The 19,058-nt window shown below is 58.0% G+C and carries 17 protein-coding genes; 11 read left to right on the plus strand and 6 right to left on the minus strand.

The window, feature by feature from the left end; translation table 11 throughout:
* Nucleotides 1–91: 91 nt before the first annotated feature.
* Both ybbP and ybbA read right to left on the minus strand, forming a co-directional pair.
* Nucleotides 92–2,506: a putative ABC transporter permease subunit YbbP gene (ybbP, locus tag V4835_RS18250; RefSeq protein ID WP_331413141.1), complete on the minus strand. Its 2,415-nt coding sequence runs from the start codon at nt 2,504–2,506 to the stop codon at nt 92–94.
* Nucleotides 2,503–3,189 carry a putative ABC transporter ATP-binding protein YbbA gene (gene ybbA / locus V4835_RS18255; protein ID WP_063145543.1) on the minus strand — a complete coding sequence of 229 codons (687 nt, stop codon included), beginning with the start codon at nt 3,187–3,189 and terminating at the stop codon, nt 2,503–2,505. The genes ybbP and ybbA overlap by 4 nt, the downstream gene beginning before the upstream one ends.
* Here ybbA and tesA point away from each other — a divergent pair.
* From tesA to V4835_RS18270, 3 genes are read left to right on the plus strand one after another with little or no spacing between them, the layout of a single operon-like run.
* A complete protein-coding gene (gene tesA / locus V4835_RS18260; RefSeq protein WP_047650472.1) occupies nt 3,160–3,783 on the plus strand; it encodes a multifunctional acyl-CoA thioesterase I/protease I/lysophospholipase L1 in 624 nt (207 codons plus the stop codon). The two genes, ybbA and tesA, sit on opposite strands and share 30 nt — an antisense overlap.
* Nucleotides 3,784–3,811: 28 nt before the next feature.
* Nucleotides 3,812–4,582 (plus strand): SDR family oxidoreductase, encoded by a 771-nt coding sequence (locus V4835_RS18265; RefSeq protein WP_032641918.1) that lies wholly within the window; start codon nt 3,812–3,814, stop codon nt 4,580–4,582.
* Nucleotides 4,583–4,640: 58 nt separating this feature from the next.
* Complete coding sequence (locus V4835_RS18270) at nt 4,641–5,495, plus strand: co-chaperone YbbN (RefSeq protein ID WP_024906867.1); 855 nt, start codon at nt 4,641–4,643, stop codon at nt 5,493–5,495.
* A gap of 87 nt (nt 5,496–5,582) precedes the next feature.
* On the opposite strand, the gene fetB is transcribed toward V4835_RS18270, so the two are convergent.
* Together fetB and fetA are read right to left on the minus strand one after the other, a co-directional pair.
* A complete protein-coding gene (gene fetB, locus V4835_RS18275; protein WP_023334753.1) occupies nt 5,583–6,365 on the minus strand; it encodes an iron efflux ABC transporter permease subunit FetB in 783 nt (260 codons plus the stop codon).
* Nucleotides 6,358–7,029: an iron efflux ABC transporter ATP-binding subunit FetA gene (gene fetA / locus V4835_RS18280; RefSeq protein WP_331413145.1), complete on the minus strand. Its 672-nt coding sequence runs from the start codon at nt 7,027–7,029 to the stop codon at nt 6,358–6,360. Before fetA ends, fetB begins: the two co-directional genes overlap by 8 nt.
* Nucleotides 7,030–7,172: 143 nt before the next feature.
* Here fetA and V4835_RS18285 point away from each other — a divergent pair, with 143 nt between their 5' ends.
* The 3 genes from V4835_RS18285 to V4835_RS18295 are packed head-to-tail and all read left to right on the plus strand — an operon-like array spanning nt 7,173 to nt 9,431.
* Nucleotides 7,173–8,024 (plus strand): hypothetical protein, encoded by an 852-nt coding sequence (locus tag V4835_RS18285; RefSeq protein ID WP_331413146.1) that lies wholly within the window; start codon nt 7,173–7,175, stop codon nt 8,022–8,024.
* Between the two features lie 43 nt (nt 8,025–8,067).
* Nucleotides 8,068–8,982 (plus strand): SPFH domain-containing protein, encoded by a 915-nt coding sequence (locus tag V4835_RS18290; RefSeq protein ID WP_063145522.1) that lies wholly within the window; start codon nt 8,068–8,070, stop codon nt 8,980–8,982.
* Nucleotides 8,979–9,431, plus strand: a complete 453-nt coding sequence (locus V4835_RS18295) for an NfeD family protein (RefSeq protein WP_063145523.1) — start codon at nt 8,979–8,981, stop codon at nt 9,429–9,431. The genes V4835_RS18290 and V4835_RS18295 overlap by 4 nt, the downstream gene beginning before the upstream one ends.
* Here the strand turns inward: V4835_RS18295 and cueR are convergent.
* On the minus strand, nt 9,428–9,838 hold the full coding sequence (gene cueR / locus V4835_RS18300; RefSeq protein WP_063145524.1) for a Cu(I)-responsive transcriptional regulator: 411 nt from the start codon (nt 9,836–9,838) through the stop codon (nt 9,428–9,430). The two genes, V4835_RS18295 and cueR, sit on opposite strands and share 4 nt — an antisense overlap.
* A gap of 108 nt (nt 9,839–9,946) precedes the next feature.
* Here cueR and copA point away from each other — a divergent pair, with 108 nt between their 5' ends.
* From copA to ybaK, 3 genes are all read left to right on the plus strand, one after another.
* On the plus strand, nt 9,947–12,445 hold the full coding sequence (gene copA, locus V4835_RS18305) for a copper-exporting P-type ATPase CopA (RefSeq protein ID WP_331413147.1): 2,499 nt from the start codon (nt 9,947–9,949) through the stop codon (nt 12,443–12,445).
* A gap of 50 nt (nt 12,446–12,495) precedes the next feature.
* A complete protein-coding gene (locus V4835_RS18310; RefSeq protein ID WP_331413148.1) occupies nt 12,496–13,290 on the plus strand; it encodes a TraB/GumN family protein in 795 nt (264 codons plus the stop codon).
* A 199-nt stretch (nt 13,291–13,489) separates the two neighbouring features.
* On the plus strand, nt 13,490–13,969 hold the full coding sequence (gene ybaK / locus V4835_RS18315; protein WP_023343509.1) for a Cys-tRNA(Pro)/Cys-tRNA(Cys) deacylase YbaK: 480 nt from the start codon (nt 13,490–13,492) through the stop codon (nt 13,967–13,969).
* Between the two features lie 95 nt (nt 13,970–14,064).
* On the opposite strand, the gene ushA is transcribed toward ybaK, so the two are convergent.
* The gene (ushA, locus tag V4835_RS18320; RefSeq protein ID WP_331413150.1) at nt 14,065–15,714 is read right to left on the minus strand and encodes a bifunctional UDP-sugar hydrolase/5'-nucleotidase UshA; all 1,650 of its coding nucleotides are present in this window, start codon (nt 15,712–15,714) and stop codon (nt 14,065–14,067) included.
* A gap of 169 nt (nt 15,715–15,883) precedes the next feature.
* Between ushA and V4835_RS18325 the strand changes: the two genes are divergently transcribed.
* Together V4835_RS18325 and ybaL are read left to right on the plus strand one after the other, a co-directional pair.
* Nucleotides 15,884–17,092, plus strand: a complete 1,209-nt coding sequence (locus V4835_RS18325) for an MFS transporter (protein WP_063145534.1) — start codon at nt 15,884–15,886, stop codon at nt 17,090–17,092.
* A gap of 230 nt (nt 17,093–17,322) precedes the next feature.
* The gene (ybaL, locus tag V4835_RS18330; RefSeq protein ID WP_121425566.1) at nt 17,323–18,999 is read left to right on the plus strand and encodes a YbaL family putative K(+) efflux transporter; all 1,677 of its coding nucleotides are present in this window, start codon (nt 17,323–17,325) and stop codon (nt 18,997–18,999) included.
* Nucleotides 19,000–19,058: the final 59 nt, after the last annotated feature.

Below are 19,058 nucleotides of genomic sequence, written 5' to 3' on the forward strand. Positions count from 1 at the left end.
TGCTACTAAATGAGTGGGTATTATCACTTTGTGCTATTTAAACATTACGCGCCGGCATTAGAAACCGGCGCGTAATTATCACCGTACTAAATCAACTCGCAAACTGACGGAACAGGGCTTTGCCCTTTAACAGCCGCGTGCCGAGCCAGCCTCCGCAGAGAGAAAGCAGCACCGCGCCACAGAGAGGCAGGATCAACCAGAGACGCCAGTCAGGCTCCCACGGGAAGTCGAAGACCTTTGTCTGCAGCACCGCCAGCGCCGTCTCCGCGCCGATGGCCGCTACCAGACCCGCCACCAGCCCCAGCAGCGCAAACTCGCTCCAGAGCGTCATTCGCAGCAGCCGCTTTCCGGCCCCCAGCGTGCGGTAGACCACCAGCTCCTGATGGCGCTGGCGCATGCCCACCTGCACCTGGGCCAGCAGCAACAGCACGCCGCAGATCGTCACCAGCACCACCATGACCTCCAGCGCGCGGCTCACCTGCTCCAGCACCTGCCCTACCTGCTTCAGGATCGCCCCGATATCCAGCAGGCTGACGGTCGGAAACTCCCGGTTAAGCTGGGTCAGCATGCCGTTGCCGTTTTCCCAGCGGAAGCTGGTCAGCCAGCTCTGCGGCTGCCCGTCCAGCGCGCCCGGCGGGAAGATAAAGAAGAAGTTTGGCCGCAGGCTTTCCCAGTCCACTTTGCGCAGGCTGGTGACTTTCGCGGTAAAATCCTGGGTATCGCCGGTAAAGGTGACGCTGTCTCCCAGCTTCACGTTCAGGCGCGTCGCCAGCCCCTCTTCCATCGAGACTTCTCCCGCTTTCGGCGGCCAGGTGCCGGCGGTTATCGGGTTGTGGTCAGGGCGTTTATCCTGCCAGGTCAGGTTCAGCTCGCGGTTAAGCGACTCGTCCTTGTTCCCCTCCGTTGGCTGACCGTTGATCTGCGTCAGACGCGCGCGAACGATGGGATAGAACGACTCAGGGATAATGTGATGCTCCGACAGGAAGCCCTTCAGCGGCGTGACCTGCTCAGGCGCGATATTGATCAGGAAATAGTTCGGGCTTTCCGGCGGAAGCTGCTGCTGCCAGCGATCGAGCAGATCGCCGCGCAGCACTAAAAGCAGCGCCAGCAGCATAAACGACAGCGAGAAGGCCGACAGCTGGCTGAGCGTTGACCACGGCTGATGCAGCAGGCGGTTGACCGCCAGGCGCACGGGCAGGGATTTTACCGTCAGCCTCTTCAGGACGTTGAGCAGTATCCAGCCCAGCACGCCGCACAGCAGCGCCAGCACAACCGCCCCGGCCAGTACCGCCCACAGCAGCGTGCTGCCCCCCATCAGCCATGCCAGCAGTCCCACCGCCACCGCAATAATCACCGGAAGGTAGAACTTCAGCGGCCAGACGTTCGCCACCACATCGTTACGGAGCACGCGCAGCGGCTGCGTCGCGAGCAGCAGGCGGTACGGGCGTAGCCCTACCAGCAGCGAAATCACCGTCATCGCGCCGATTGCCCATAGCCACGGCCAGAGGCTGGCCGGCGGCAATGCGGCCGGAAGCACCGGTTTGAGCATCACCATCAGCAGTTTTTCAAACAGCAGCCCGATTATTCCGCCAGTAATCGCGGAGAGGACCAGCAGCATCAGCCACTGACCGACAATCAGCTTGCGCAGCTGCGCCCTGCTCGCCCCCAGGGTTTTGAGGATCGCCACCAGGTCGTAACGGCTGCGGCAGTAGTGCCCCATCGCCACGGCTACCGCCGCCACCGCCAGCAGCAGGGTCAACAGCGCCGACAGCAGCAGGAACTGCTGAGAACGTTCCAGCGATTTACCGAGTGCCCCTTCGTCCTGCTCCAGCCCGTACCAGCGGTGTTCCGGTTTTAACTGCGGCAGAAGCCATTTTTCATACGCGCCAAGCTGGACAGGCGTGCCGCCAAACTTATAGCGCCAGGTGACGCGGCTGCCCGGCTGTACCGCATGGGTTGCCGCGACATCCGCAGTGTTCATCAGCAGGCGGGGTGCAAGCTGAAAGGGGTTAAAACCGCCGTCGGGCTCCTGCACCACTTCCCCGGCAATTTTGAGGGTGGCGTCGCCGACGTCGATACTGTCTCCGGGTTTAAGGTTCAGAAGCGCCATCAGACGAGATGCCAGCAGCACCGTGCCAGGCGTCGGCTTTAACCCCGGCGGGCTGGTTTGTAAGTCACCGTACATCGGGTAGATGTCATCCACGGCCTTCACGCTGGCCAGCTGCGGCGTGTCGCCCGCAAAGGTCATGGTCTGGAAGGTTATCTGCTCCCCCACCTTCAGCCCTTCTTTGCGCGCTTCTTCAATCCAGCCCGACGGAACCGGGCGGGAGCTTTGCAGCGTCCTGTCCCCCGCCATAAACTCCCGGCTCTGCTGGCTGAGCCCTTTTTCCATGCGGTCGCTGACGCTGCCGAGCGCCAGCACGCAGGCCACCGCCAGGCTGAGCGCCAGCCAGACGATCAGCAGCGAAGGCGAGCGCCACTCGCGCCAGAACCAGCGGGTAATCATGCCTCCTCCTGAAGAATACCGTTGACCAGCCGCAGGCGACGGTCGCAGCGGGCGGCGAGCTGAGGATCGTGGGTCACGAGGATCAGCGTGGTGCCGTGCTCGCGGTTGAGCGAAAACAGCAGGTCGGCAATCCGGTCTCCGGTTTTACGGTCAAGGTTACCGGTGGGCTCATCGGCAAACAGGACTTCGGGACGGCCGTTGAACGCCCGCGCCAGCGCCACGCGCTGCTGCTCGCCGCCGGAAAGCTGTGCGGGAAGATGGTCGAGACGTTTCCCCAGACCGAGCTGTTCCAGCAGCGCCTTCGCATGCGTGCGGCTTTCACGGCTGTTTTCACCGCGCAACAGCGCCGGGAGTTCGACGTTTTCCAGCGCGTTCAGGGTGGGGATCAGCATAAAGGACTGGAAGACAAAACCAACGTGACGCGCGCGCAGCGCGGCCCGCGCCTCTTCATCAAGCTGGTGCAGCGGGTGCCCGACAAGGTGGACCTCGCCGCTGCTGCCGTCGTCCAGACCGGCTAAAATCGCCAGCAGCGTGGACTTACCGGAACCGGATTCGCCAATCAGCGCGATGGTTTCAGCGCGTTTGACAACGAGTTCAACTCCAGTAAGGATGGAAAGCTCGTGTTCCCCCTGACCGACGGACTTCTTAAGATGATGAACTTCAACACTGTTTTCCGCTGGCATTTGCCCTTCCTGTTTTTGATTCTGATGACCTTCCGCGCGGCGGCAGCGGACACGTTACTGGTTCTCGGCGACAGCCTGAGCGCAGGCTATCGCATGGCGGCCAGCGCGGCCTGGCCCGCCCTGCTCAATGACAAATGGCAGAGCAAGACCGCTGTAATCAACGCCAGCATCAGCGGTGATACCTCGCAACAGGGCCTGTCGCGCCTGCCTGCGCTGCTCAAACAGCATCAGCCGCGCTGGGTGCTGGTGGAGCTTGGCGGTAATGATGGATTGCGCGGTTTCCAGCCTCAGCAAACCGAGCAAACGCTGCGCACCATTTTGCAGGACATCAAGGCGGCAAACGCCCAGCCGCTGCTGATGCAAATTCGCCTGCCCGCCAACTACGGTCGTCGGTATAATGAGGCCTTTAGCGCGATCTACCCTAAGCTTGCCAAAGAGTTTGATATTCCGCTGCTGCCATTTTTCATGGAAGAGGTCTATCTCAAACCCCAGTGGATGCAAGATGACGGGATCCACCCCAATCGCGATGCTCAGCCGTTTATTGCCGACTGGATGGCAACGCGGCTGGCTCCTTTAGTTAAACATGACTCCTGATTAAGCGGAGATCCTGACAGGTAAAGTTATGCAAAAATCGGTCTTAATTACAGGATGTTCCAGTGGAATCGGCCTGGAAAGCGCGCTCGAACTGAAGCGCCAGGGGTTTCGGGTCCTGGCGGCCTGTCGTAAACCCGACGATGTCGAACGCATGAACGGGCTGGGCTTTACCGGCGTGCTGCTGGATATGGACTCGCCGGAGAGCGTTGAACGCGCCGCCGATGAAGTGATCGCGCTGACCGACAATCGTCTATACGGGCTCTTTAACAATGCCGGCTACGGCGTGTATGGCCCGCTGGATACGCTCTCCCGCGAAACGCTGGAGAAACAGTTTTCGACCAATTTCTTCGGCGTGCATCAGCTCACCATGCGCCTGCTCCCCGCGATGCTGCCGCACGGTGAAGGGCGCATCGTGATGACATCGTCAGTGATGGGGCTGATTTCCACCCCGGGCCGCGGCGCCTACGCCGCCAGCAAATATGCGCTGGAGGCCTGGTCCGACGCCCTGCGCATGGAGCTACGCCACAGCGGCATTAAGGTCAGCCTGATTGAACCCGGCCCGATCCGCACTCGTTTTACCGAAAACGTGAACCAGACGCAGTCGGATAAACCGGTCGAGAACCCCGGCATTGCCGCACGTTTTACCCTCGGGCCAGAAGCGGTTGTGGCCAAAGTGCGCCATGCTTTTGAGAGCGAACATCCCAAAATGCGCTATCCGGTGACGCTGGTCACCCACGCCGTAGGCTGGTTAAAACGCCTGCTGCCGGGCCGGATGATGGACAAAATTTTACACGGTTGAGTTGAAGCGGCGACGCGCATCCCCATGTAAAGAACAAACCGACAAAAGAGAAAGCCGCATGTCCGTACAGAATATCGTCAATATTACAGAAGCTAACCTGCAACAAACCCTTGAACAGTCGATGACCAAACCGGTGCTGTTCTACTTCTGGTCTGAACGCAGCCAACACTGCCTGCAGCTGACGCCGGTGCTGGAAAGCCTTGCCGCCCAGTACAACGGTCAGTTCATTCTCGCTAAGCTGGACTGTGACGCCGAGCCGATGGTGGCGTCCCAGTTTGGTCTGCGCGCCATTCCTACCGTCTATCTGTTCCAGAACGGTCAGCCTGTTGATGGCTTCCAGGGACCGCAGCCGGAAGAGGCTATCCGCGCCCTGCTGGATAAAGTGCTGCCGCGCGAAGAAGAGCTGAAAGCGCAGGAAGGCATGGCGCTGATGCAGGAAGGCAAATACGACGAGGCGCTGCCGCTGCTCAAAGACGCGTGGCAGCTGTCGAATCAGAACAGCCAGATTGGCCTGCTGCTGGCGGAAACGCAGATCGCCCTGCACCGTTCAGAAGACGCGGAAGCCGTACTGAAAACGGTTCCGCTGCAGGATCAGGACACCCGCTATCAGGGGCTGGTCGCACAAATTGAGCTGCTGAAACAGGCCGCGGACACCCCGGAAATTCAGCAACTGCAGCAGCAGGTCGCCGACAACCCGGCCGACGCCGCGCTGGCAAGCCAGCTTGCGCTGCAGCTGCACCAGGTGGGCCGTAACGAAGAGGCGCTGGAGCTGCTGTTCAGCCATCTGCAAAAAGACCTCGCCGCCGCAGACGGTCAGGCGCGTAAGATGTTCCAGGAGATCCTGGCCGCGCTGGGCACCGGAGACGCGCTGGCGTCGAAGTATCGTCGCCAGCTGTACGCGTTGCTCTACTAACAAAAAATGCCCGGTGGCGGCTTCGCCTTACCGGGCCTACAAAAGCACGAATCGTAGGCCGGGCAAACGCAGTGCCGCCCGGCACAATCAGCGCACGTTTTTCAACTGCGTCACCACCAGCTGATGCCGTGAATTGTAGAACTTCCGATAGGTCAGGTAGCAGGCAATGATGGTTGACAGGCTTGCCGTGGAAAGCAGCATAAACGTCACCATGATCTGATACTTAATCGCTTTTACCGGATCGATACCGGCAAAAATCAGCCCCGACATCATGCCCGGCAGGCTCACCAGCCCCACCGTTTTGGCTGAATCTACCGTTGGGATCAGCGATGAGCGAATGCTCTCACGAATCAGCCGCGCCGAGGCCACCTTAGGCGTCGCTCCCAGGCTTAATTTCTCCTGTAGCTGCTGCTGTTCACTGCTGAAACGCTGGCCGAGATTGTTATAGCACAGCCCAACGGCCACCATGGCGTTCCCCGCAATCATCCCGGAGATGGGGATAACCTGCATCGGCGTAAACGCAATCGAGCCGGAGAGCACCAGCACCGCCAGGGTGAGCGCCGTCCCGGTGGTAATGGCGATAAACGACGAGATAAACGCCTTATCAATGTATTTACTGCGCTTTTTCGCATTCCACGCCGCGTTGAAACAGATAAAGAGCACCATCAGCAGCGTCAGCACCGCGTGGTTGACGTTGAATATATACTTCAGCACATAGCCGACGATGATGAGCTGAATCACCGCGCGGCAGATACTCCACACTATATCTTTTTCCAGCCCCAGCTTTTCCCGGTAGCTGACCACAATTGCAATCAATACCAGCACCATCGAAAACGCCAGCGATTCATTGGTAATGTTATGCTCACCCACGGTTTGCCTCCTGCATTTTCCCGCCGTGCGGCTGAAGCGTAATCACGTCATCCGCATGGGTAATTTCGTTAGCGTCATGCGTCACCCACAGCACGGCAATGTTCTGCTCGCGGGCGTAGCGATGAATGATCTCGTTGACGTTGCGTTTGTTGGCGTCATCGAGCGCGCTGGTAATTTCGTCCAGCAAAAGCACCTTCGGTAAAAACTGCAGATTACGGATCAGAGAGACGCGCTGCTTTTCTCCGCCCGACAGCGCAGTGATGGATTTGCTCAGCGTCTCCTGCGGCAGGCCAAAACGGGCCAGATCGCTGATAAATTTTTCCGGCTCCGGCGTTTTATTGCGGATTTGCCACGGGAAAATCAGGTTGTCATAAACCGTATCGCCAAAAAGCGCGGGGGTTTGCACGCAGTAGGAGACCTGCTGGCGATAGCTTTCCGGTGAAAGTGACGCAATATCCTGGCCTTCAAACAGAATGGTTCCCTCCGTCGGGCTAAGGAGTGAGGCCACAATCTTCAGCAGCGTACTTTTACCGCAGCCTGAGGGGCCCGTGATGAGTTTAAACTCGCCCGGCGACAGGCTAAACCCGACGTGCTGCAGGATCGTGTTTTCCCCGACACGAAATCCGATATCCCTGAGATGTAATCGTTTTTTGTTATCGTTCATTGCGCTTCCGTTAACCGCTTCGTGTAACAACCGTGTGTAGCATAATCCTTTCGTCCGCACAGAGCGAATAGCCTCACGCTAAAGCAAGTGTTAAACTTTTTGTTTGTTATTTGTCACCACCATCACTACAGGAAGTATGCGACATGGCACATATCTTTTATGAGTTTCCTTCCCTGAAGCCTGGTGTTCCTGATGTCGAAACATTAATGGAAGTCATCAAATCGTCGGAACTCACGCGTTTTGTCATTGGTGCAGAGGTGGTGGATTTTGTTAAGAAGGCGCTCATCGTGAACACCACGATCGGCAGTTTCAAAAACTGCTATTTCGCCTTCGACAACGGGACGCACTTCCTTGAATTTGACGGCAAGGGAAAATCAAAACGTTTCGATGAGGTACCCGACTGGTTCGTCTCTCCGGCTGAATTTTCCCGTACCCAGTGGCTTATCAACCACAGTCTTGCGGATGTGAAAGCTACCCGGTTCATTGACGTGCTGATGTCCTACCCGCTGAAAGAGCGCCGCGCGCACTGTAATTTGTTATTCGGACTGGAGCTGGAAAAGGTGAATGCGGTTCCGGCCGCAGCGTCAGCCGCAGGGAAAATCGGCAATAAAAACGGTAAAACGACCAAACCGCGCGTGACCGATCTGGGATCGTTTGAATTGTTCAGCCAGTTTTTTGCACGCATGAAAACCGCCGTGCTGGCCGACGAGTTTCCGACCCTGCAGGTCCTGACGGGCATGGATAACCTGACAAAAGCGCCGCATAATTTAAAGCAAGGTATCAGGACGTGGTTTAAAGCCATCGCGGGCGACCTTCCACCGAATAACAAACGCGTAGAAGCGGGGAATGCCGTTCTGTTCTGCGCTCCTGTCCGCGAACAGATCCAGCGTATCGAAGCGCTGGGGCTGGAGAAGTACTACCAGGGATTATCCAAAGCCATTGCCGAAGCGGGTGATGGCTTCATCTCTGACTTTACCTATACTTACGAGCAATAAACACACACATCTCTCGTCACAGCATGCAAAACAGGAGGTTTTTATGCTTATCGTTGTTCCTGTCCTTATTTTTGTTGCGCTGGTTATTGTGGGCGCAGGCGTCAAAATTGTCCCTCAGGGTTATCAGTGGACCGTTGAGCGTTTCGGTCGATATACCAACACGCTCCAGCCGGGCTTAAGCCTGATTGTTCCTTTCATGGACAGAATCGGTCGCAAGATCAACATGATGGAACAGGTGCTGGATATTCCTTCCCAGGAGATCATCTCCAAAGATAACGCCAACGTCACCATCGACGCCGTCTGCTTTATTCAGGTGATTGATGCGCCGAAAGCAGCCTATGAGGTCAGCAACCTGGAGCTGGCGATCGTCAACCTGACGATGACCAACATCCGTACCGTGCTCGGCTCGATGGAGCTGGACGAAATGCTCTCCCAGCGCGACAGCATCAATACCCGCCTGCTGCACATCGTCGATGAGGCAACGAACCCGTGGGGGATCAAGGTCACCCGTATTGAGATCCGCGACGTGCGCCCGCCGGCGGAGCTGATCGCCTCCATGAACGCCCAGATGAAGGCCGAGCGAACCAAGCGCGCCTACATTCTGGAAGCCGAAGGGGTGCGTCAGGCGGAGATCCTCAAAGCGGAAGGTGAAAAACAGTCACAGATCCTGAAAGCGGAAGGCGAACGTCAGTCCGCATTTTTACAGGCGGAAGCGCGTGAACGTTCGGCAGAAGCGGAAGCCCGTGCGACCCAGATGGTGTCCGAGGCGATTGCCGCCGGTGATATCCAGGCCGTGAACTACTTCGTCGCGCAAAAATATACCGACGCGCTGAAAGAGATCGGCTCCGCGAACAACAGCAAAGTGGTGATGATGCCGCTGGAGGCCAGCAGCCTGATGGGCTCTATTGCCGGTATTGCCGAGCTGATTAAAGACAGCGGAAACGAGCGTAAAAAATGATTGAGCTGATCGTTGCACATCCTCACGCCTTCTGGCTAAGCCTCGGTGGCTTATTGCTGGCGGCGGAGATGCTGGGCGGCAACGGCTACCTGCTCTGGAGCGGTGTTGCCGCTGTCATTACTGGCCTTCTGGTCTGGATCCTTCCGCTGGACTGGGCGTGGCAGGGCGCGCTGTTTGCCGTGCTCACGCTGGTGGCCGCGTGGCTGTGGTGGCGCTGGCTAAACCGGCGCGTTAACGAGCAGAAGCCGCTGGACGCGCACCTTAACCAGCGCGGACAGCAGATTGTCGGCAAGCGTTTTACGCTCGACACCGGGCTGGTGAACGGGCGCGGGCATATGCGGGTGGGCGACAGCTCGTGGCCGGTGGTCGCCGACGACGACCTCAGCGCCGGTACGCGGGTTGAGGTCATTGCGGTGGAAGGCATTACCCTGCGGGTGAAAGCCTGCTAAGCAGAAGCCTTGCGATGGCAGCAGCCGGCAAGATTGTCGATAATCGGGCAGTCGGCGCTGTCATCCCCCGGACAGGAATCCGCGAGCTGCAGCAGCTGTTCGCGCATCGCCTGCAGCTCGGTGATGTGGCGTTCGATCTCGGCCACTTTTTCCAGCGTGCGTTTTTTCACGTCGGCGCTGTGACGCTTCGGATCGTTGAACAGGTTAACCAGCTCGCCGCACTCTTCCAGATTAAAACCGACCTGTCTTGCCTGGCGCAGTAGCGTCAGCTCATCAATATGCAGTTTCGTATAGCTGCGGTAGCCGTTTTCGCTGCGCAGCGGTGGCGTTACCAGCCCCTTCTCTTCATAAAAGCGGATTGCCTTGCTGGTTAAGCCGGTTTTTTTTGCCACGTCACTGATATTCACATTTCCCCCTTGACCTTCCCCTTGATGGAAGGTTTAACCTTCATAACAGTTAGCGAAAAGCGTTACTCCGGTCAACTACTGACCAGTTCATTATACGGGAGTTTTGTTATGTCTCACACTATCGACCTGACGCTGGACGGCCTCTCCTGCGGCCACTGTGTCAAACGCGTTAAAGAAAGCCTGGAACAGCGCCCTGACGTTGAAAGCGCTGATGTGACGATCGATCGTGCCGCCGTGACCGGCAGCGCCAGCGCGGATGCGCTGATCGATACCATCAAGCAGGCCGGTTACGGGGCGGAGCTAAGCCACCCAAAGGCTAAACCGCTGGCAGAGTCATCATCCCCGTCGGAAGCACTGACAGCGGCCACTCCTGAGCTTCCGGCAGCTGATGATATTGATGACAGCCAACAGCTGCTGATCAACGGCATGAGCTGCGCCAGCTGCGTCTCCCGGGTACAAAACGCCTTGCAGGCCGTACCGGGCGTCGCGCAGGCAAGGGTCAACCTTGCGGAGCGTACTGCGCTGGTGATGGGCAGTGCCTCCGCCGCAGATTTAGTGCAGGCCGTTGAGAAAGCGGGCTACGGGGCGGAGGCCATCGAAGATGATGCCGAGCGCCGCGAGCGCCAGCAGGAAACGGCTATCGCCACCATGAAACGCTTCCGCTGGCAGGCGATTGTCGCTCTGCTGGTCGGGGTGCCGGTCATGGTGTGGGGGATGATCGGCGACAACATGATGGTCACCGACGACAACCGCACGCTGTGGCTACTGATTGGCCTGATTACCCTTGCGGTAATGGTGTTTGCAGGCGGACATTTTTATACCAGCGCCTGGAAGAGCCTGAAAAACCGCACCGCGACGATGGATACGCTGGTGGCGCTCGGTACCGGCGCGGCGTGGCTCTATTCGATGAGCGTGAACGTCTGGCCCCAGTGGTTCCCAATGGAGGCGCGCCATCTCTACTATGAAGCGAGCGCGATGATTATCGGCCTGATTAACCTGGGCCATATGCTGGAAGCCCGCGCCCGTCAGCGCTCCTCGAAAGCGCTGGAAAGATTGCTTGATTTAACCCCGCCGACGGCCCGCGTGGTCACGGACGAGGGGGAGAAAAGCGTCCCGCTGGCGGAAGTTCAGCCCGGCATGACGCTGCGCCTGACGACGGGCGATCGCGTTCCCGTTGACGGTAAGATAACCCAGGGCGAAGCCTGGCTGGATGAAGCGATGCTGACCGGCGAGCCTATCCCTCAGCAGAAATCAGACGGCGACGCCGTTCATGCCGGCACGGTGGTGCAGGACGGCAGCGTGCTGTTTACCGCCAGCGCCGTCGGCAGCCACACGACGCTGTCGCGTATTATCCGCATGGTGCGCCAGGCCCAGAGCAGCAAGCCGGAAATTGGCCAGCTTGCTGACAGAATCTCGGCCATTTTTGTGCCGGTGGTGGTCGGCATTGCCCTGCTGAGCGCGGCGATCTGGTATTTCTTCGGCCCCGCACCGCAGATTGTTTACACCCTGGTGATCGCCACCACGGTGCTGATCATCGCCTGTCCTTGTGCCCTTGGCCTGGCGACCCCAATGTCGATTATCTCCGGCGTAGGCCGCGCGGCCGAATTTGGCGTACTGGTACGGGATGCAGACGCGCTGCAGCGGGCCAGCACCCTCGACACGCTGGTGTTTGATAAAACCGGCACGCTGACCGAAGGCAAACCGCAGGTGGTGGCCGTCACTACCGCAGGCATTGCGCAAGAGGACGCGCTGCGTCTCGCCGCCGCGCTGGAGCAAGGTTCCAGCCATCCGCTGGCGCGCGCTATCCTCGATAAAGCAAATGCTTCTTCCCTGCCGCAGGTGAGCAATTTCCGCACCCTGCGCGGGCTCGGCGTCAGCGGTGAAGCAGAAGGCCACGCGCTGCTGCTGGGCAACCAGGCATTGCTCAATGAAAACGGTATTGATACCTCCGCGCTGGAAAGCGAGCTGAACGCTCAGGCGTCTCAGGGCGCCACACCGGTTCTGCTGGCGGTGGATGGCAAAGCCGCCGCGCTGCTGGCAGTGCGCGATCCGCTTCGCCAGGACAGCGTGGACGCCCTGCAGCGCCTGCACCGCGCCGGCTACCGTCTGGTGATGCTGACCGGGGATAACCCAACCACCGCCAACGCCATCGCGAAAGAGGCCGGCATTGATGAGGTGATTGCAGGCGTACTGCCGGACGGTAAAGCAGACGCCATCAAGCAACTGCAAAGTCAGGGTCGCCAGGTGGCGATGGTCGGCGACGGCATCAACGATGCCCCGGCGCTGGCCCAGGCGGACGTGGGGATTGCCATGGGCGGCGGGAGCGATGTCGCCATTGAAACCGCTGCTATTACGCTGATGCGCCATAGCCTGATGGGGGTTGCCGACGCGCTGGCCATTTCAAAAGCCACGCTGCGCAACATGAAGCAGAACCTGCTGGGGGCATTTATCTATAACTCGCTCGGTATCCCGATCGCGGCCGGTATTTTGTGGCCGCTGACCGGCACGCTGCTTAACCCGGTGGTCGCGGGTGCGGCGATGGCGCTCTCCTCCATTACCGTGGTGAGCAACGCCAACCGCCTGCTGCGCTTTAAACCGAAGGATTGAACCTTGTACCCGTACGCGCTAGCATGAACCTTTCCGTTTATGGAGCGCGTATGGGTCTGTTTAATCGTATAAAAACATCGTTTCGCGCCCTCTTTCCTCGCCGCTACGCCTGGCCCGGTCTGGATATCTCTCTTCCCGGCGGGCAACACCTGCACCTGGTCGGCAGCATCCATATGGGTACGCAGGATATGTCTCCCCTGCCGCCCGGCCTGATAAAACTGCTGAAACGCGCCGACGCGCTGGTCGTTGAGGCGGACATCTCTGGTCAGGAGTCACCATTTGCCGGGCTCGAGAGCGATCTCCCCCTGGCGGAACGTTTGGATGATGCCCAGCTTGCGGAACTGACGCGCGTCGCGGATGAAACCGGCGTGTCGCTCTCCATGATTGACACCCTGCCGCTCTGGCAAATTGCGATGGTGCTACAGGCCACGCAGGCGCAGCGTCTGGGGCTGCGCGGTGACTACGGCATTGATTACCAGCTGCTGAACGCGGCAAGGGCGCGCAGCCTGCCCATCATCGAGCTGGAAGGGACGGACAGCCAGATTGCGCTTCTGCGCCAGCTTCCCGACGACGGCCTGATGCTGCTGGACGATACGTTGACCCACTGGCATACCAACGCCCGCCTGTTGCAAACCATGATTGGCTGGTGGCTGGATGCGCCGCCTGAAGACGGCAAGCTGGCGTTACCGTCAACGTTCAGCGAATCGCTGTATGATGTGCTGATGAACGCGCGCAACAAAGCCTGGCGGCAGACGCTGCATGCGTTACCTGCCGGGCATTACGTGGTGGCGGTTGGGGCGTTACATTTGTACGGAGAAGGGAATTTGCCGTCACTGTTAAAATAAAAAAATGGCCAATATTTCTATTGGCCCGTCAAAGAGGAATTTCATCGTTTTTATTATGCCGAAGGAGACCTTCGGTTGAGCCGATTGTCGCTCAAAGTGACCATCACTGCCAATACTATTGCGCAAGATGGTGCTATTTTTTAGACAAACGTCAGGCGTATGCTGTTGGCATGATTTGTCTGTCGTAAGAAGGATAGCTATGACTCCCGCCGTTAAATTACTCGAAAAAAACAACATTTCTTTCCGGATCCACACTTACGATCACGATCCGAATGAGACTAACTTTGGTGATGAAGTGGTGCGCAAGCTGGGTCTGAACGCGGACCAGGTTTATAAAACGCTGCTGGTAGCGGTGAACGGTGATATGAAACACCTCGCCGTTGCGGTTACCCCGGTGGCGGGACAGCTGGATCTGAAGAAAGTCGCCAAAGCGCTGGGGGCGAAGAAGGTGGATATGGCGGATCCGATGGTGGCGCAACGCACTACGGGCTACCTGGTGGGCGGGATCAGTCCGCTCGGGCAGAAAAAACGCCTGCCGACGCTGATCGATGCGCCTTCCCAGGAGTTTGACACCATCTTTATATCCGGCGGCAAACGCGGGCTGGATATCGAGCTGGCGGCGGGCGATCTGGCGAAAATGCTGGACGCGAAGTTTGCGGATATTGCGCGCCGGGATTGAGAAAATTGCCCGGTGGCGCTGCGCTTACCGGGCCTACGATTCGAATGTAGGCCGGGTAAGGCGTAGCCGCCACCCGGCAAAACACACCCGCACTACTACCAGCTCACCTCACCCTTCGGCTCGTACGCATTCACGTCAATCGGCGAATTCTGCTCGATGAACTGCTTCAGCACCTCCGCATCGATAAAGCCGGTATTCACGTATCCCGGTTTGTTATCAATATGCGGATAGCCGTCGCCGCCGGTGGCGTTGAAGCTTAACGTTGCCAGACGGTACGTTTTAGCCGGATCAACCGGTTCGCCTTTGATCTTCAGATCGTTAAGCTTGCCGTCTTTCGCGACGAAGCTGACGTTAGCAAACTGCGGATAGGCCCCGGAATCCGGCTTCATCTGCGCCACGGCGGTCAGGTAGTCAATCACCTCTTTCCCGCTCATATCCGCATAGACCACCACGTTGCCGAACGGCTGCACCTTCAGGACGTCTTTATAGGTGATGTTTCCACCTTCGATAGAGTCACGAATGCCGCCGCCGCTCATCACGCCGAAGTCAGCGCCGGTGCGCGCCATTTGCGCCGCCAGCACCAGGTGGCCCATGTTGGTCTGCACGAAGCGAACTTTACTGCGGTCCCCTTCCAGACGACCGTTCAGCGTGCCGATTTTCACGTCCAGCTGCGCCTTGCCTTTGCTCTGGAACGGCGTCAGCAGGGAGAGCATCTGCTGGTTCTCAGCAATCTCTGGCGTGTAAAGTACGCGCTCACTTTTCCCGTCCGGATAGGTGACTTTCTTCTTCAGGTTGACCGGGATGAGCTGATAGTGAACCAGCTTCATCTCGCCGTTACGGAACTCGAAATCCGCCCGGCCCACGTATTTGCCCCACTCGTGCGCCTGCACTATCCAGATACCGTTCTGACGGTCCGGCGCGCACGGCGTGCCCGGCACGTAGTCCACCTGCTTTTTGTTCTCCGAGGCCATGCACACCGGATCCTGTGAGTGACCACCCACAATCATTGCCAGCGAGCCCGCAGGCAGGCTGCGCGCCATCTCCACGTCGCCGGGAGCATTGGAGCCGTGCTCACCGTTGTCGTAGTGCCCCATGTGCGTGGTGGCGATAATCACGTCCGGCTTTTCGTTTTGCTGCAGCTCCTGAATCACCAGCTTCGCTTCGTCTGCCGGTTTGCGGAATTCGATATCGGTAAAGAACTCGGGGTTACCAATTTTCGCCGTATCGTCGGTGGTTAAGCCGATGACCGCGATCTTCAGATCCTGACGCTTAAACAGCGCCCACGGCTTAAACAGGCGTTCACCGGTGCTTTTCTGGTAAATATTGGCGGAGAGGAAGGGGAATTTGGCCCATTTTTCCTGCTGACGCAGCACGGTGAGCGGATTATCAAACTCATGGTTACCCACGGCCATCGCGTCGTAGCCAATCAGGTTCATGCCGCGAAAATCAGGTTCCGCGTCCTGCAAATCGGATTCCGGCACGCCGGTATTGATATCGCCCCCCGACAGCAGCAGCACGCTGCCACCCTGGGCCGCAACCTCTTTACGAATGCCGTCCACCAGCGTTTTTTGTGCCGACAGGCCGTATTCGCCGTATTCACTGCGCCAGAAATGACCGTGGTGATCGTTGGTATGCAGAATGGTGATTTTATAGGTTTTGTCTTTTTCATACGCCTGCGCGGGCAGGCTTACCAGGCCCCATGCGGCGATGAGCGCCAGCGCGACGCCCCGCTTCATTAACTTCATCTTCTCTCTCCCTGACCAATAGACAAAGGCAAAAATTACAGTGACTAACAAGAATAGACAAATAAGTTTTCAGAATTGCGACTTTCTTCAAATGTCCCGGGCGGGTATGTTAGTCGGATAATAATTACACCCTGCATCTCTAATAACTAAAGACGTGGTACTTCTCTCTATGGCAATCAGTGAATCAACCCAGCCCGTTCCGGGCGCGCCGGCGTCGCGCACCTCCTTTAAAGTCTTAGGCGCAATCAGCCTCTCACACCTGCTCAACGATATGATCCAGTCGTTGATTCTGGCCATTTATCCGCTGCTGCAGTCCGAGTTCTCACTCACCTTCGTGCAGATCGGGATGATCACCCTGACCTTCCAGCTGGCCTCCTCACTGCTGCAGCCGGTGGTGGGCTACTGGACGGATAAATACCCGATGCCGTGGTCGCTGCCGATTGGCATGTGCTTTACCTTAAGCGGGCTGGTGCTGCTGGCCATGGCGGGGAGTTTTGAAGCGGTGTTGGTTGCCGCCGCGCTGGTGGGCACGGGATCGTCCGTCTTCCATCCGGAGTCCTCGCGCGTGGCGCGTATGGCTTCAGGGGGGCGTCACGGACTGGCGCAGTCACTCTTCCAGGTAGGCGGTAACTTTGGTAGCTCTCTCGGCCCGCTGCTGGCCGCGGTGGTTATTGCCCCTTATGGTAAAGGCAACGTGGCATGGTTTGTGCTGGCCGCGCTGCTGGCGATTATCGTGCTGGCGCAGATCAGCCGCTGGTATGCCGCTCAGCATCGCGTGAATAAAGGGAAACCTAAAGCGAAGGTTATCAATCCCCTGCCGCGCAATAAGGTTATCCTGGCCGTCTCTGTGCTGCTGGTGCTGATTTTCTCGAAATACTTCTATATGGCGAGCATCAGCAGCTATTACACCTTTTATCTGATGCAAAAATTCGGATTATCGGTACAGAATGCACAGTTCCACCTGTTTGCCTTCCTGTTCGCCGTTGCGGCAGGTACGGTCATTGGCGGGCCTGTGGGGGATAAGATTGGGCGTAAATATGTCATTTGGGGCTCTATCCTCGGCGTGGCGCCGTTTACCCTTATTTTGCCGTACGCGAGCCTTGAATGGACGGGGATTTTAACCGTGATTATTGGTTTTATCCTCGCTTCCGCGTTTTCCGCCATTCTGGTTTATGCCCAGGAGCTGCTGCCTGGCCGTATCGGTATGGTTTCCGGACTCTTTTTCGGTTTCGCCTTCGGCATGGGAGGGCTTGGCGCAGCGGTGTTAGGGATGGTTGCGGATCACACCAGCATCTTCCTGGTTTATAAAATCTGCGCTTTCCTGCCGCTTCTTGGGATGTTAACCATATTCCTGCCTGATAACCGTCATAAAGCCTAAATTACGGGTAGCCAAAGTTTTACTTTGGCTACCTGATACCCTGATGCCATAAGGGTTTCTTCTTCATCCCCTCGCTGAATTTATCAAAATGCGCTTTTTTACGTGCATATTGCTGTTTTATTCAAACTTCAACAATTATTCATAAACATAAGGGTAAAAATTGTCATAAACTATTACTCGGTTTTTTGGTTTTTCGCCAAAAAGGAACACCCACAACGAAAGGAGACGGAATGCACCACGCCACACCGCTTATCACCACCATTGTTGGTGGACTTGTGCTCGCTTTTATCCTCGGCATGATTGCCAATAAACTGCGTATTTCTCCTCTTGTCGGCTATCTGTTAGCGGGCGTACTGGCGGGACCGTTTACGCCAGGCTTCGTGGCGGATACCAAACTGGCCCCTGAGCTGGCGGAATTGGGCGTGATTCTGCTGATGTTCGGCGTCGGCCTGCACTTCTCCCTGAAGGATTTGATGGCGGTAAAGTCGATTGCCATACCGGGAGCGATCGCCCAGATAGGGGTGGCGACGCTGCTGGGGATGGCGCTTTCGGCGGTGCTGGGCTGGTCGTTAATGACCGGTATCGTTTTTGGGCTGTGTCTCTCAACCGCCAGTACCGTGGTGCTGCTGCGCGCGCTTGAAGAGAGACAGCTGATAGACAGCCAGCGCGGGCAAATCGCGATAGGCTGGCTGATTGTTGAAGATCTGGTGATGGTGCTGACGCTGGTGCTGCTGCCTGCCGTCGCCGGGATGATGGAAAAAGACAACGTCGGCTTTGCCTCGCTGGCGCTGGATATGGGTATCACCATCGGGAAAGTGGTGGCGTTTATCGCCATCATGATGCTGGTGGGCCGCCGTCTGGTACCGTGGATCATGTCCCGCAGCGCGGCGACCGGCTCGCGCGAGCTGTTCACCCTCTCCGTGCTGGCGCTGGCGCTGGGTATCGCGTTTGGTGCCGTTGAGCTGTTTGATGTCTCCTTTGCCCTGGGCGCGTTCTTCGCCGGGATGGTGCTGAACGAGTCCGAGCTGAGCCACCGCGCGGCGCACGACACCCTGCCGCTGCGCGACGCCTTCGCCGTGCTGTTCTTCGTCTCCGTCGGGATGCTGTTTGACCCGATGGTTCTGATTCACCAGCCGCTGGCCGTGCTGGGCACGCTGGCGATCATCATCTTTGGTAAGTCGCTCGCCGCCTTCTTCCTGGTACGGATGTTCGGCCACTCCCCGCGGACGGCGCTGACTATCGCCGCCAGCCTGGCACAAATTGGTGAGTTCGCCTTTATTCTGGCCGGTCTGGGCATGGCCCTCAACCTGCTGCCGCAGGCGGGGCAAAACCTGGTGCTGGCGGGGGCGATTCTGTCGATTATGCTGAACCCGGTGCTGTTTGCCCTGTTGGAAAAATACCTCGATAAAACCGAAACGCTGGAAGAACAGACGCTCGAAGAGGCCATCGAAGAAGAGAAGCAGATCCCGGTGGATATTTGCAATCACGCCCTGCTGGTCGGCTTTGGCCGCGTGGGCAGCCTGCTCGGTGAGAAGCTGATGGCGCAGGGCATTCCGCTGGTGGTGATTGAGACCTCACGCACCCGCGTCGACGAGCTGCGCGAGCGCGGAATTCGTGCGGTGCTGGGCAATGCGGCTAACGAAGAGATCATGAATCTGGCGCATCTGGACTGCGCGCGCTGGCTGCTGCTGACCATACCTAACGGCTATGAAGCGGGTGAGATTGTGGCTTCCGCGCGCGAGAAGTGCCCAACGATTGAGATTATCGCCCGGGCGCATTATGACGACGAGGTGGAGTACATTACCGAGCGCGGTGCGAATAAGGTGGTGATGGGCGAGCGCGAGATTGCGAATACGATGCTGACGCTGCTGGAGAAACCGCCGGTTGAAGAGGCTGTTACGGGGTAAAAAAAGCCTGCTGGCGCTACGCTTAGCAGGCCTACAAGTAGCCCCGGTAAGCGTAGCGC

The organism is Enterobacter cloacae complex sp. CARB60 (assembly GCF_036487345.1).
Lineage (GTDB): Bacteria > Pseudomonadota > Gammaproteobacteria > Enterobacterales > Enterobacteriaceae > Enterobacter > Enterobacter asburiae_D.

Coding starts and splice junctions, on each gene's coding strand:
- V4835_RS18310 (WP_331413148.1), top strand. CDS start 12,496: ATGGGTCTGTTTAATCGTATAAAAACATCGTTTCGCGCCCTCTTTCCT.
- ybbP (WP_331413141.1), bottom strand. CDS start 2,506: ATGATTACCCGCTGGTTCTGGCGCGAGTGGCGCTCGCCTTCGCTGCTG.
- tesA (WP_047650472.1), top strand. CDS start 3,160: ATGAACTTCAACACTGTTTTCCGCTGGCATTTGCCCTTCCTGTTTTTG.
- V4835_RS18290 (WP_063145522.1), top strand. CDS start 8,068: ATGCTTATCGTTGTTCCTGTCCTTATTTTTGTTGCGCTGGTTATTGTG.
- V4835_RS18265 (WP_032641918.1), top strand. CDS start 3,812: ATGCAAAAATCGGTCTTAATTACAGGATGTTCCAGTGGAATCGGCCTG.
- ybaL (WP_121425566.1), top strand. CDS start 17,323: ATGCACCACGCCACACCGCTTATCACCACCATTGTTGGTGGACTTGTG.
- V4835_RS18270 (WP_024906867.1), top strand. CDS start 4,641: ATGTCCGTACAGAATATCGTCAATATTACAGAAGCTAACCTGCAACAA.
- fetA (WP_331413145.1), bottom strand. CDS start 7,029: ATGAACGATAACAAAAAACGATTACATCTCAGGGATATCGGATTTCGT.
- ybbA (WP_063145543.1), bottom strand. CDS start 3,189: ATGCCAGCGGAAAACAGTGTTGAAGTTCATCATCTTAAGAAGTCCGTC.
- copA (WP_331413147.1), top strand. CDS start 9,947: ATGTCTCACACTATCGACCTGACGCTGGACGGCCTCTCCTGCGGCCAC.
- V4835_RS18285 (WP_331413146.1), top strand. CDS start 7,173: ATGGCACATATCTTTTATGAGTTTCCTTCCCTGAAGCCTGGTGTTCCT.
- ybaK (WP_023343509.1), top strand. CDS start 13,490: ATGACTCCCGCCGTTAAATTACTCGAAAAAAACAACATTTCTTTCCGG.
- V4835_RS18295 (WP_063145523.1), top strand. CDS start 8,979: ATGATTGAGCTGATCGTTGCACATCCTCACGCCTTCTGGCTAAGCCTC.
- ushA (WP_331413150.1), bottom strand. CDS start 15,714: ATGAAGTTAATGAAGCGGGGCGTCGCGCTGGCGCTCATCGCCGCATGG.
- V4835_RS18325 (WP_063145534.1), top strand. CDS start 15,884: ATGGCAATCAGTGAATCAACCCAGCCCGTTCCGGGCGCGCCGGCGTCG.